The sequence below is a fragment of the Halococcus thailandensis JCM 13552 genome, from assembly GCF_000336715.1.
GTDB lineage: Archaea > Halobacteriota > Halobacteria > Halobacteriales > Halococcaceae > Halococcus > Halococcus thailandensis.
In genome coordinates this window covers 82,265-95,716 of record NZ_AOMF01000145.1, presented here as the reverse complement: position 1 = coordinate 95,716, position 13,452 = coordinate 82,265, and the positions used below count along the sequence as shown (strand labels likewise).

At 65.3% G+C, this 13,452-nt stretch carries 10 protein-coding genes; 6 read left to right on the top strand and 4 right to left on the bottom strand.

Going from position 1 to position 13,452, the window contains the following annotated elements:
* Nucleotides 1-56 precede the first annotated feature (56 nt).
* The 3 genes from C451_RS07295 to C451_RS07285 are packed head-to-tail and all read left to right on the top strand — an operon-like array spanning nucleotide 57 to nucleotide 2,259.
* Nucleotides 57-746: a phosphoribosyltransferase gene (locus C451_RS07295; RefSeq protein ID WP_007739295.1), complete on the top strand. Its 690-nt coding sequence runs from the start codon at nucleotides 57-59 to the stop codon at nucleotides 744-746.
* Complete coding sequence (gene mtnP, locus C451_RS07290) at nucleotides 743-1,621, top strand: S-methyl-5'-thioadenosine phosphorylase (protein ID WP_007739293.1); 879 nt, start codon at nucleotides 743-745, stop codon at nucleotides 1,619-1,621. Before C451_RS07295 ends, mtnP begins: the two co-directional genes overlap by 4 nt.
* A gap of 59 nt (nucleotides 1,622-1,680) precedes the next feature.
* Entirely contained in the window at nucleotides 1,681-2,259 is a 579-nt protein-coding gene (locus C451_RS07285) for a type 1 glutamine amidotransferase domain-containing protein (RefSeq protein WP_007739291.1), read from the top strand.
* 305 nt (nucleotides 2,260-2,564) lie between these two features.
* Here the strand turns inward: C451_RS07285 and C451_RS07280 are convergent, their stop codons facing one another.
* The 4 genes from C451_RS07280 to C451_RS07265 form a co-directional block, all read right to left on the bottom strand.
* Nucleotides 2,565-3,281 carry a class I SAM-dependent methyltransferase gene (locus C451_RS07280; protein WP_007739288.1) on the bottom strand — a complete coding sequence of 239 codons (717 nt, stop codon included), beginning with the start codon at nucleotides 3,279-3,281 and terminating at the stop codon, nucleotides 2,565-2,567.
* Between the two features lie 61 nt (nucleotides 3,282-3,342).
* On the bottom strand, nucleotides 3,343-4,167 hold the full coding sequence (locus tag C451_RS07275; protein ID WP_007739286.1) for a segregation and condensation protein A: 825 nt from the start codon (nucleotides 4,165-4,167) through the stop codon (nucleotides 3,343-3,345).
* Nucleotides 4,160-7,732, bottom strand: coding sequence for a chromosome segregation protein SMC (smc, locus tag C451_RS07270; protein ID WP_007739284.1), 3,573 nt, complete (start codon nucleotides 7,730-7,732; stop codon nucleotides 4,160-4,162). Before smc ends, C451_RS07275 begins: the two co-directional genes overlap by 8 nt.
* An 18-nt stretch (nucleotides 7,733-7,750) precedes the next feature.
* Nucleotides 7,751-8,011 carry a DUF7518 family protein gene (locus C451_RS07265; RefSeq protein ID WP_007739283.1) on the bottom strand — a complete coding sequence of 87 codons (261 nt, stop codon included), beginning with the start codon at nucleotides 8,009-8,011 and terminating at the stop codon, nucleotides 7,751-7,753.
* Nucleotides 8,012-8,142: 131 nt separating this feature from the next.
* Here C451_RS07265 and gatB point away from each other — a divergent pair, with 131 nt between their 5' ends.
* The 3 genes from gatB to C451_RS07250 all read left to right on the top strand — a co-directional run bounded on the left by gatB (nucleotide 8,143) and on the right by C451_RS07250 (nucleotide 13,421).
* Nucleotides 8,143-9,636 carry an Asp-tRNA(Asn)/Glu-tRNA(Gln) amidotransferase subunit GatB gene (gatB, locus tag C451_RS07260; RefSeq protein ID WP_007739281.1) on the top strand — a complete coding sequence of 498 codons (1,494 nt, stop codon included), beginning with the start codon at nucleotides 8,143-8,145 and terminating at the stop codon, nucleotides 9,634-9,636.
* Between the two features lie 66 nt (nucleotides 9,637-9,702).
* Entirely contained in the window at nucleotides 9,703-10,869 is a 1,167-nt protein-coding gene (gene trpB / locus C451_RS07255; protein ID WP_007739279.1) for a tryptophan synthase subunit beta, read from the top strand.
* Between the two features lie 68 nt (nucleotides 10,870-10,937).
* Nucleotides 10,938-13,421, top strand: a complete 2,484-nt coding sequence (locus tag C451_RS07250; RefSeq protein WP_007739277.1) for a DNA topoisomerase I — start codon at nucleotides 10,938-10,940, stop codon at nucleotides 13,419-13,421.
* Nucleotides 13,422-13,452 lie beyond the last annotated feature (31 nt).

Here is a 13,452-nt window from a genome sequence, read left to right as displayed (position 1 = left end):
GCCGATCGGAGAGACACAACGACTTAACGCGTGCCGCCGTCCCACTCAACTGAGCCATGACCGAGCGCGACGATTTCACCTGCACCGTCACCAACTGGGAGTACATCTACGGCCGCTGTCGGTCGGTCGCCGATCAGGTCAGACGCACCGAGTTCGAGCCGGAGGTCGTCGTCGCGCTCGCGCGCGGCGGCTGGTTCGCCGGGCGCTGTCTCTGTGATTTCCTCGGGCTCGACGATCTCACGAGCCTGAAGATGGAGCATTACGTTGGAACCGCCGCCAAAACCGGCGAGCCGGAGATCCGCTATCCGATGCCCGAGGGCAGCGTCGAGGACAAGGACGTCCTCATCATCGACGACATCGCCGACACCGGCGGGAGCATCGAGCGCGCCCACGAGTACGTCACCGACCGCGATCCGAACGACGTCCGCACTGCGACCGTCCAACTGCTCGGATCGAGCGAGTTCGAACCCGATTACGTCGGCGAGTATCTCGACAGCTGGACCTGGGTGATCTACCCGTGGAACTTCATCGAGGACATGACCGATCTCGTGAGCGGCGTCCTGGAACCCGACACGGCGATGGGGATGGAGGAGATCCGCCATCTGCTCGCCGAACACCACGGTATCGACCGCATCGAGATGGAGATCGCTCAGCCCGATCGGATGGACGAGGTGCTCGCGGAGATGGAACGCCGGGAACTCGTCGCGCGCGAGGGCGAAGGCTGGACGCTGCTGGAGGAACCATGATCGGTCTCATCGGCGGCAGCGGCATCTACGAGGCGCTCGATCTCGACACGGGCCACGAGGAGAGCGTCGAGACGCCGTTCGGCGCGCCGAGCGGCTCCGTCACGGTCGGCGAACTCGATGGCCGGGAGATCGCCTTCCTCCCGCGACACGGGCCGGATCACGAGCTCTCGCCGACCGAAGTGCCCTACCGGGCGAACATCTACGCGCTGAAGGAACTCGGCGTCGATCGGGTTCTCGCGACCAACGCGGTCGGGAGCCTGCGCGAAGAACTCCCGCCGCAGACGCTCGTCGTCCCCGACCAGCTGTTCGACCGGACGCGCCACCGGACGACCTCGTTCTTCGGTGACGGGATGGTCGTCCACATGGGCTTCGCCGAGCCGTACTGCCCCCATATGACCAGCCATCTCGCCGCCGCGGCCGAGACGGTCGACGACGAGGCGGCAGCGGATAGCGAGGCAGAAGCGGGTGTCGAGGAGGGCGGCACCTACGTCTGCATCGAGGGCCCACAGTACTCCACCCGAGCGGAGAGCGAGTTCTACCGCGCGCAGGGCTGGGATATCGTCGGGATGACCGCCGTGCCGGAGGCGAAACTCGCCCGCGAGGCCGAACTCTGCTACGCGACCGTCGCCGGCGTCACCGACTACGACGTCTGGAAGGAAGACAGCGAGGTAAGTCTCCAGGAGGTGCTCGATAACGCCGCCGCGAACGAGGAGCGCATCAACGCGACGATCCGGCGTGCCATCGAGACGATGCCCGACGAGCGCGACTGTGACTGCGCGCACGCGCTCGACGGGACGATCAACACCGCACCCGAGGCGATCCCCGACGAGACCCGCGAGCGCCTCGCGCTGCTCGCCGGCGACTATCTCGACTGAGTCGTTGCGAGAGCAAGCCATCGACTTACCGCGATCGCTCTCCGCGTTCCGAGCGTCCCATGAGCGATCAACTCGACGGCAAGACGGTCGGCATCGTTCTCGCACCGCGCGGTTCCGAGGAAGCCGAATTCACCGAGCCACGCGACGCCGTGACCGAGGCCGGGGCCAGCGTCGAGGTCATCGGCGTCGAGACCGGCGAGGTCGAAACGGTAAACAACGATCTCGATTCGGCCGGGAGTTACGAGGTCGAGAAAACGTTCGCCGACGCCAGTGTCGAGGAGTACGACGGATTCGTCGTTCCCGGCGGGACCGTCGGTGCCGATATTCTCCGCGCCGACGACGACGCGGTGGAGTTCGTCCACGACTTCTTCGCGACCGAGAAACCGCTCTGTGTCATCTGTCACGGTCCGTGGACGCTCGTCGAGGCCGACGTCGTCGACGGTCGGCAGCTGACCTCCTATCACAGCCTGGAGACCGACATCCGCAACGCGGGCGGTGACTGGGTTGACGAGGCGGTCGTCGTCGACGAGGGGCTCGTCACCAGCCGCAACCCCGACGATCTCGACGCCTTCTGTGACAAGGTCGTCGAGGAGATCGAGGAGGGCGAACACGAGGATCGCGAGACCGACGACGTCTGAGCCGCGAACGAAACGGTCGAAAAACACTATTCTTGCGCACGGCTCTTCGCATCCGCCGAACCGATACTGACCCGCGTACCTCTCGCGCGTGGACGCCGCGGGCTATCGTCTCACCGTCGCCCGTCGTCGCGGACGTATTCGAGCGCGCTGACGAACGCCTCGACGTCGACTCGACCTTCGGTCTCTTTCAACCGCTCCTTGATGCGTTCCGGGGTCATGATACGAGATACCATACACCACGACATGGTATCAATCTTTCGGCGAAAGCGGCCGCCATCGACGAACCGTCGCACGGCGGTCCGGAGTTACGCCTTCGTCAGCGTCGCCTGATAGTGGGCCGACTCCGTGGAGTCGTAGCTGTGGGCAACGACTTCCCAACCGGTCTCCGCTGCGGCCTCGCGCAGTCGATCGGGGCCGAACAGTCGAAACAGGAGCGTCGCGCCGACGTCGCCCTCGTATTCGAACTGCATCACGCGGTGGGCGAGTCCGGGCGTCGGGTCGGCCCGATAGCCGAGCATCTCGTCCGCCACGATCCGCTCCGGGTCGTGACAGTCGAGCGTCGCCGTTCCATCCGGAGCGGTGACGAAGGCGAGATCGTCGAGGAACTCCCGGAGTCCCCGCATCGAGGCCGCGAGTTCGACCTGTGTCCCCCACGCGAACGCCGACCGAAACCGATCGCGCTCGAACGACTCGCGGAGTGCGAACATGTCGACGTGGCGGGCGTCCTGGACGCCGCGCTCGCGCATCGTCTCGACGAGATGATCGCTCACCTCGATGGCGACCGTCTCGAACTGATCCTGGAAGTAGAGCGTGTCGCGTCCCGCGCCTGCACCCATATCGAGCAGCGGGCCATCGAGCCAGGACGTCAGGAACTCACCGCGGTCGCTGTCGGGGTCGAACTCGCCGAAGTAGAACGTCTCGATCGGGTGTTCGCGTGCCCACCCGCCATCGCGCTGAATAAGAGGACTGTCCTGTTCGCCATGATGGAAGTCGCGGACCGCACGGCCGAACGGATCGGACATGTCCTTTCGTTCGTTCCGAGCGCAATAATGCTACTCCGAACCGCGGTAGCATATACCGATCTCAGTCGGCGATCGCCTCGGTCGAGGCCGACTCCGTGTTCGGGTTCTGCACCCAGAGATCGCCGAACAGTTCGTCCTGCTGGAGGCGGACGTGGCCACGGTGTGAGAGGAAGAGCACGGCCAGGAAGGTCTCGACGCGCGAGCCGCCCGCCGTGTCGATCTCGGCGTAGAGTACCTCATCGCGCCCGGCGTCGTACTGCTTGCGGAGGACGCGCTGGACGTCCGCGATGATGGCCTCGATGTCTTCGCCGTGAGCAGTCCCCGTCACGTCGGCCTCGGTCGGTTCGTCATCGACGCGCAGATCGTCACCCGACCGGTAGTCGAGGGTCTGCGTTCCTCGTTGAAACCCTTTCGGCGAGCCGCTCGTGTCGTAGGTCCTGGACTCCTTCCACCACGAGTCGCGTTCGGCCTCCCGGAGTTCGCGCACGAGCTCGTCGAGCGTCTCCGGCGTGCCGCGTGCGCCCTTCCGATCGAGCCGGCGATCCATCTCGTCTTCGAGCGCCGCCACCGGGTCCGGTCCGAACTCGTCGGGCGGCTCCTCCGCCCACCCGTCCTCCCACGGCTCGGGGTCGGGTTCGTCCTCCTCGTCCGGTTCGAGCAGCGCCTCGCTCTTCATCCGGAGAAGCACGCTCGCGTAGAACAGTGCCCGACCCGAGGTGCGAAGATCCGCTGCGTCGAGCCGTTCGAGGAAGGCGTCGGTCACGTCGACGACATCGATGTCCCACGGCTCGATCTCGCCCTCCTCGGCGAGCCTCACGAGTAGTTCGACCGGCTCGACCTCGTCGTCCTCCCCGTTGTCCGCTGCTCCACCCGATGCCTCAGTCATCGGCGGGCACCTCCTGTGCGCCGAGGTCGATCCCCGTCACCGCCGAGACGTTGTCGCCCTGCATCGTCACGCCGATCGCGCGCTCGGAGCGTTCGAGCATCGCCGAGCGGTGCGAGACGACGATGAACTGCGCGTCGGCGGCGAGTTCGTCGACCAGTTCACCCACTCGCTCGGCGTTGGCCGCATCGAGGAAGGCGTCCACCTCGTCGAGCGCGTAGAACGGCGCGGGGTTGTGGCGCTGGATGGCGAAGATGAACGCGAGCGCCGTCAGCGATTTCTCGCCCCCACTCATCGCGTCGAGCCGCTGGATCGGCTTGTCGCCCGGCTGGGCCTTCATCGTCAGCCCGCCGTCGAAGGGGTCTTCCTCGTCCTCCAGATGGAGCGTCCCCGACCCCGCGGAGAGTCGCTCGAAGATGGTCTCGAACTGGTCGTTGATCGTCTCGTAGGAGTCCATGAACGTCTCCCGCTTCTGGGCCTCGTAGGAGTCGATGCGCTCCTCGATGCCGTCGCGCTCGTCGACGAGTGTCGCCCGCTTGTCGGTGAGATCGTCGAGATCCGCCTCGACCGTGTCGTACTCCTCGATGGCGAGCATGTTGACCGGCTCCAGCTCCTCCATCTCCCCTTCTAACCGCGAGATCTCGCTTTCGACCTCGTCGTGATCGGGGATCTCGTCGGGATCGTACTCGCCGACGACCGATTCGAGCTCGTCGATCTCCCACTCCAGTCGCTCCCGGCGCTCGCGGCGGCTCTCCAGTTCGCTTTCGGTCTCGTTCACCCGCTCGCGCTGCTCGTCGCGTGACTCCTTCGCGTCGGCGAGCTCCTCCTTCAGCTCCACCCGCTCGTCCTTGAGATCGGCGAGTTCGTCCTCGAGATCGGCGACGGCCGCCTCGCGCTCGTCGAGTTTCGCCTCCTGTTCGTCGATCTCCCCTTCGAGCTCCTCGATGCGCTCCTCGCCCTCGGCCTTCCGATTCTGAGCGCTTTCGAGCGTCTCGTGGAGCTCGTCGATCGACTCCTCGGCGTACTGCTTCTCGAGCTGGAGTTCGTTCAGCTCGCCGTCGAGCTCGTCCAGCCGATCGTCGAGTTCGTCGATATCGTCCTGAATCGCGTCGGCCTCGTTCGTCAGCTCCGGGATGGCCGAGTCCGCGAGTTCGTCCTCAAGTTCCGCGATATCGTCCTCGATCGCCGTGATCTCGTCGTCGTGCTCGTCGATCTCCGTTTCGAGGTGCTGCATCTCCGCGTCGACCTCCTCGCGGGCCTCTTCGATCTCCGCGATATCCGCTTCGAGCTCGTCGATGCGCTCGTCGATCTCCTCGCGCTCGCGCTCCTTCTGCTCGATATCGTTCTCGATGTCGCGGACCTGCTCGGCGGCCGCCGATCGGCGCTCGCGCGCGTCGTCGAGGCGCTCCTCGATCTCTCGGACGTCCTCCTGCGTCTCGCGCCGATTCTCTTCGAGTTCGGTGATTCGGTCGGCGACGCGCTCCAACTGGCCTGCGCTCGACTCGAAGGAGTAGCGCGAGCCGCCCCGCGAGCCGCCGGTCATCGCGCCGCTCTTCTCGACGAGTTCGCCCTCCAGAGTGACGAGCCGGTAGTCACCCATCAGCTCGCGGGCGGTCTCCATCTCCTCGACGACCAAGGTACTCCCAAGTACGTACGAAAAGACGCCCGCGTACTTCTCGGGGAAGTCCACGAGATTGTACGCGAAATCCACGACGCCCGCCTCGTTCGGCCGGCTCGGCACCGACCGGCGCTGCATCTTCGTCATCGGCAGGAAGGTCGCCCGCCCCGCGTTCCTGGATTTCAGATACTCGATGGCCTGCTGGCCTACCCCGTCGTCGCCGACGACGACGTGGGCGAGCCGGCCGCCCGCCGCCGTCTCGCACGCCGTCGCGTACTCGCTCGCCACGCCGCCCAACTGCGCGATCGTGCCGTGCACCCCGTCGAGATCGGCGTTCAAAATCGTGGAGACCGCTCGCCCATAGGAGGAGCCGCTGTCGTCGGTCTTCGCTTCGAGGCTCGCGTACTCGTCCTTCGCGGCGCGGAGCTCCTCCTCGATCTCGTCGAGCTCCTCGGTCCGCTCGCGCTTGTCGGCCTTGAGATCCGCAACGACGTCCTCGATGTTCGTCTCGTTCTGCTCGGCCTTCGCCAACTCGTCCTCCAGATCGCCGATCGCGGCCTCGATCTCGGGAATCCGCTCGCGAGTCTCGTCGAGATCGCTCTCTTTCTCGCTCTGTTCGGTCGAGCGCCGCCGGGCCGCGTCCAGCAGCCTGTCCTGCTCGCGCTGTTTCTCGTTTTTCGCGCTCTTTTCGGCTTCGAGCGCCTCCCGTCGCTCTTCGAGATCGTCCTTCACCTCGTCGTACTCCGTGTCGCTTTCCTCGATCTCGGCCTCGACCTCGGCCAGTTCGTCCTCTTTGTCCTCGATCTCGGCAGCGATGGAGGACTTCTCGACTTTCACGCTCCGAACATCACTGTCGAGATCGTCGACGGTCTCCTGTTTCTTGTCGAGCTCGACGAACGCCTGCCGGCGCTCGTTTTCCGCCTCGTCGATGCGCTCCTCGGTGCTCTCGATCTTATCTTCGAGCCGACTCTTCTTGCCTTTGATCTCCTCGATCTCGCGCTTGATCGCGAGCTGCTCGTCCTCCCCTTTGCGCTCGATCTCGTCGTTGAGTTCGTCGAGATCGCTCTCGAGCCGCGAGACCTTCCCTTGGCGCTCGTTGAGTTCGCGCTGGCGCTCGTCGAGTTCGTCGTCGAGTTCGTCGATCTTCTCGACTGCCGCTGTGAGGCTCGTGCGTTTGTCCTCCAGTTCGGCGGCCTTGCGGTAGGTCTCGTACTCCTCCTTCTCCTCACGCAGCGACTGATATTCGAGCGCCGTCTCGCGCTCGTCGTTCAACTGTTCGAGGCGTTCTTCTTTCTCCCCGATGCGGAGTTCGGCCTCGTCGATGCGCTCCTCGACGACTTCGAGCTCCTCGAAGGCGTCCTCCTTCTTCGCGTCGAAGGCGGCCACGCCGGCGATCTCGTCGATGATCTCGCGGCGCTCGCCCGCGGTCATGTTGATGATCCCCGTGACGTCGCCCTGCATCACGACGTTGTACCCCTCGGGCGTGACGCCCGCCCCCGCGAGCAAGTCTTGAATATCCGAGAGGTTGACCGAGCGCTCGTTGAGATAGTAGTAGGAGTAGTAGTTGTCCTCGGTCTGTTTGACCCGGCGCTTGATGACGATCTCGTCGACGTCGCCGACGTTCTCGGTGCCGGCGGCGCTCTCGATCTCGGCGCGCGGGAGCGTCCGCTCGGCGTTGTCGAGCACCACCTCGACGCTCGCCTCCCGGACGCCGCCGCCGGTCGACTCGCCACCCTCCTCGTGACCGGGGTTGTAGATGAGGTCGGTGAGCTTTCTGGCGCGGATCCCGCGCGTGCGGGCGAGCCCGAGACAGAACAGGATCGCGTCGATGATGTTCGACTTCCCGGAGCCGTTCGGCCCGCTCACGGTCGTGAAATCCTCGTAAAACGGGATCTCCGTTCGACGGCCGAAACTCTTGAAGTTCTCTAGGACGAGCGATTTGATATGCATGGGGTGCTCGTGGACGGCCTACGCGACGATGATGTCGTCGGCCGATGAATCGTCAGTAGAATCGCCCTCGTCCGGGTTAGCTTCTTCGTTTGCGCTCGATTCCTCGGTTCCGTGGTCGGTGACGGCTCCGACGCCCGCCTCGATATATTCGTCCGAAGACTCGTCTTCGAGCTCGGCGAGTCGGGCTTTCGTCTCCATCAGTTCGTCGGTCAGGCCGGAGAGGGAGGCTTCGAGTTCTTCGACGCGCGATTCGAGCTCCTCGACGCGGTTGCCGCTCATGGCTGATGGCGACGTTCCGCGGGCATAAACGTGCGTCAGACACATTTCCGAAATTTGGTAGATGTGGCCACCACACCGCGCGGACGGCGATGGCGTCATGTTTTAGCGGTCGCGGCCGGATAGCACCGACAATGAGCGCCCGCGCCGTCAGTGCCAGCGACCACCGCGTCGTCATCGGGCTGGAGGTCCACGTCCAGCTCGAAACCGAGACCAAGGTGTTCTGCGGCTGTAGTACGGATTTCGAGGACAGCGAACCGAACTCCCACACGTGTCCGACCTGTCTCGGCCTGCCGGGCGCGCTCCCGACGCTGAACGAGGCGGCCGTCGAGGGCGCGCTCAAACTCGCGGCGGCGATCGACGCCGACGTCCCCGACGAGAGTTACTTCCACCGGAAGAACTACTACTATCCCGATCTCCCGAAGAACTTCCAGATCACCCAGTACGACTCACCGATCTGTCAGGACGGCGAGCTCACGGTCACGATCGAGGACGACGAACGGACCATCGCCATCGAGCGCGCCCATCTGGAGGAAGACCCGGGGAGCCTCCAGCACGCCGGCGGCGGTGGCGGCATCGACAGCGCCGAATACACCAGAGTCGACTACAACCGCGCTGGCGTCCCGCTGATGGAGATCGTCACCGAGCCCGACTTCAGGAGTCCCGACGAGGTCCGCGCCTTCCTCGCCAAACTGGAGGAGGTGCTCGATTATCTCGGTATCTTCGACAGCAGTCGAGATGGGTCGCTGCGCATCGACGCGAACATCTCGCTCGTGCCCGAGGCGGAAGTCGACGCCGACGGGAGGATCGGCCCGGACGCGCTCGCGGCTGCCAACCGCACCGAGGTGAAGAACATCTCCAGTCACAAGGGGGCCGAGCAGGCACTCGCCTACGAGGTGACGCGACAGAAGAACGCCCTCCAGCGCGATCGGACGATCGAACAGGAGACCCGCCACTGGGACGAATCACGTGGCGTGACCGTCTCGATGCGCTCGAAGGAAGAGGAGAAAGACTACCGCTACTTCTCCGAGGCCGATCTCCCCGTGCTCCGCGTCAGCGACTGGGCCGAGGCAATCGAGATCCCCGAACTCCCCGACGCCCGTCGCGAGCGCTTCGCCGAAGAGTACGGATTGAGTTCGTCCGAAGCCCGCAAACTCACCTCCACTCGCGAGGTCGCGGATTTCTACGAGCAGGTGGCCGATCGGTTCGATCCCGACGTGGCGGCGTCGTGGGTCGCCGACAGCCTCCTCGGCGAACTCAACTACCGCGACATGGCCATCGCGGATGTCGAAAGTCGACTCGACGAGTTCCTCCATCTCATCGAACTCGCCGAGACGGACGAGATCACCGAGAAAAACGCCGAGGAGATCGTTCTGCGCGCGATGCTCGACGAGGGACGCTCGCCGGACGCGGTGGTCGAGCGCGAGGGGCTCGGCACCACCGACGAGGACGAGATCAAGAGCGCGGTCGCGACCGCGATCGACGAGAACCCGGACGCGGTCGAGGATTACCATACTGGCGAGGACGGCGCGCTCAACTTCCTCGTCGGACAGGTCATGCAGTCCACGGGCGGCAGCGCCGACCCCGGAACGGTGAACGAACTGCTCCGGGCGGAACTCGACGGCTGACCGGCGCTCGCCGGCCGCCGAACAGTCGGTACACATTTGTGCGGTACTGCCCACTATCGAGATACGATGAGCAACGATGACGCGGAGCACGCCGGCGAGTTCGAGGGCTACGGGGGCCGGCACGTGCCCGACCCGCTCGTGGAGCCGCTCCAGGAGCTCGCCGACGCGTTCGACGGGATCGCCACGACCGACGACTTTCGCGCGGAGTTCCGCTCGATCCTCGAACAGTTCGCGGGACGACCGACACCGCTCTTCCACGCCGAGCGCCTCTCGGAGCGCTACGGGGCCGAGATCTATCTCAAGCGTGAGGACCTTCTGCACGGCGGTGCGCACAAGATCAACAACGCCGTCGGTCAGGCGCTGCTCGCCGAGCGGGCGGGCAAATCTCGATTGATCGCCGAGACCGGTGCGGGCCAGCACGGCACCGCGACCGCGATGGTCGGCGCGCTGTTCGACATGGACACCGAGATCTACATGGGCGCAAAGGATATCGAGCGCCAGCGGATGAACGTCTTCAGGATGCGGCTGATGGGCGCGGAGGTCAACGAGGTCACGCGCGGCGGGGCTGGTCTCGCGGAGGCGGTCGACGCTGCCCTGGAGGATTTCGCCGCGAACGTCGACGACACTCACTATCTGGTTGGGTCGGTCGTCGGCCCGGATCCGTTCCCCAGACTGGTGCGGGAGTTCCAGTCGGTCATCGGCCGCGAGGCGCGCGACCAGTTCCGCGAGCGAACGGGCGAACTGCCCGATGCGGCGGTCGCCTGCGTCGGTGGCGGGTCGAACGCGATGGGGCTGTTCGACGCCTTCCGGGACGATCCCGTACAGTTCTACGGTGCGGAAGGTGGCGGCGAGGGTGGTGACTCGACCCGTCACGCCGCGCCGCTGGCGGCGGGCACCGACGGTTCGCTCCACGGAATGGAGACGAGAATACTCGACGACGAGACGGAAGTCCACTCGATCTCCGCCGGGCTCGACTACCCCGGTGTCGGCCCCGAACACGCGATGTTCCGCGCTGTCGGGCGCTGCGAGTATCGCGCGATCCCCGACGAGGACGCGCTCGCGGCCTTCCGCGAACTGAGTGAGACCGAAGGCATCATTCCGGCGCTCGAAACCGCTCACGCGCTCGCGCTGACGAAGGAGATCGCCGACGACCACGATTCGATCCTGGTGAATCTGAGCGGGCGTGGCGACAAGGACATGCGAACGGCGGCCGAGCAGTTCGACCTCGGCTGAGGCCAGCACGGCTGCGAAAGGTTTAGAAGCCGTATCGACCTACCGCGGTCAATGATGGGTGGTGTCCGGTGGAGCTGCTGATAACCGAGAAGGAGACCGCCGCGAGCAACATCGCCACAATCCTGAGCGAGGGGAGCGCCGACGTCGAGCGCCGAAACGGCGTCAACGTCTATAAGTGGGGCGGGCGGCGCTGCGTCGGCCTCTCGGGCCACGTCGTCGAGAACGACTTCCCGCCAGAGTACGCGAACTGGCGCGACGTCGAACCGGTCGAACTGCTCGACGCCGACGTGGTGGTCGAGCCACACGAGAGCCGCGAGAACATCGTCCGCACGCTCAGGCTGCTCGCCAGAGACGCGGACGGCGTGATCATCGCCACAGACTACGACCGCGAGGGCGAACTGATCGGCAAGGAGGCCGCCGATATCGTTCGCGAGGTCTCCGACGCGCCGATCAAGCGCGCACGGTTCTCCTCGTTCGCCGAGCGCGAGGTGCGCGAGGCGTTCGACAATCTCGACGACCTCGATTACGATCTCGCGGCGGCGGGCGAAGCACGCCAGGAGATCGATCTCGTGTGGGGCGCGGCGCTGACCCGATTCCTCTCGCTGACCGCCAAACAGCGCGGCAACGACTTCATCAGCGTCGGCCGGGTCCAGTCGCCGACCCTCAAACTCATCGTCGATCGCGAGCGGAAGATCCAGGCGTTCGATCCCGAGACCTACTGGGAGCTGTTCAGCGACCTTCGCAAGGACCAAACAACTTTCGAGGTCCAGTATTTCGACCGCGAGGCGGGTCGCGGCACCGATCGCCTCTGGGACGAGTCGGTCGCGGCGGAGGTCTACGACGCACTCGATGAGGCGAGCGCGGCGACAGTTCAAGAGGTCAGTCGTCGCACCCGTACCGACGACCCGCCGAGTCCCATGAACACCACCCAGTACATCCGCGCGGCGGGTTCGCTCGGCTACTCGGCTCAGCGCGCGATGAGCCTCGCCGAGGAGCTCTACACGGCGGGCTACATCACCTATCCGCGAACCGATAACACTGTGTACCCCGACGATCTCGACATCGAGGAGCTGCTGGAGGGGTTCACGAACCATCGCGAGTTCGGCGAGGATGCAGAGGCGCTGCTGGAGAGCGAGGAGATCGTTCCGACCGAGGGCGACGAGGAGACGACCGACCACCCGCCGATCCACCCCACGGGCGAACTCCCATCGGCGTCAGAACTCGGTGACGACGAACGCGAGATCTACGAGCTGGTCGTCAGGCGATTCTTCGCCACCGTCGCCGATCCCGCCGAGTGGGAGCATCTCCGTGTGACCGCCGCCATCGACGAGCACCATCTGAAGGCCAACGGCAAGCGACTCGTCGAACCGGGCTATCACGCCGTCTATCCGTATTTCAACACCTCCGAGAACCACGTACCGGAACTCGACGAGGGCGAGGAGCTCCCGATCGAGGACGTGCGCTCCGAGGAGAAGGAGACCCAGCCACCGCGCCGGCGCGGCCAGTCCAGACTCATCGAGCGCATGGAGCAGATGGGTATCGGTACGAAGGCCACCCGCCACAATACGATCGAGAAGCTCTACGATAGAGGATATATCGAGAGCGATCCGCCCCGCCCGACGAAACTCGCCGAGGCGGTCGTCGAGGCAGCCGAGCAGTTCGCCGACCGCGTGGTGAGCGAGGAGATGACGAGCCAGCTCGAAACCGACATGGCGGCCATCGCCGACGGCGAGACGGGCCTGGAGGACGTGACCCAAGAGTCGCGCGAGATGCTGTCGACCGTCTTCGACGCGCTCCGCGACTCGCGCGAGGAGATTGGCGAACACCTCAGAAAATCGCTCAAGGCCGACAAAACGTTGGGTCCGTGCCCCGACTGCGGCGCGGACCTGCTCGTGCGAAAGAGCCGTCACGGGTCTTCCTTTGTTGGCTGTGACGGCTATCCCGACTGCGAGTTCACGCTTCCCCTCCCCTCGGCGGGCGAGCCGCTGATCCTCGACGAGACCTGCGACGAGCACGATCTCCGGAAAGTGAAGATGCTCGACGGCCGGAGCACGTTCGTGCACGGCTGTCCGCTCTGTGCCGCCGAGGAGGCCGACGCCGAGGCCGACCGGATCATCGGCGAGTGCCCCGAGTGTGGTGACGAGCACGGTGGCGAACTCGCGATCAAGACCCTGCGAACCGGTTCGCGGCTCGTCGGCTGCACGCGCTATCCCGACTGCGAGTATTCGCTCCCCCTCCCGCGGCGCGGCGAGATCGAGGTCACCGACGAGTTCTGCGACGAGCACGACCTTCCCGAACTCGTCGTCCACAGCGGTGACGAGCCGTGGGAGCTCGGCTGTCCGATCTGCAACTACCACGAGTATCAGGCCCGGCAGTCGGTCGGCGATCTCGTTGATCTCGACGGGGTGGGCGAGAAGACCGTCGAGAAACTGGCGGCGGTCGGTATCGAGAGCCTCGACGACCTCCGGGAGAGCGAGGCCGATTCGATCGCCGAGTCGGTCCAGGGCGTGAGCGCGGAGAACGTGCGCAGCTGGCAAGCGAAGGCCGACTGACGGGAATCGACCGATTACGGAAGACGTTTAG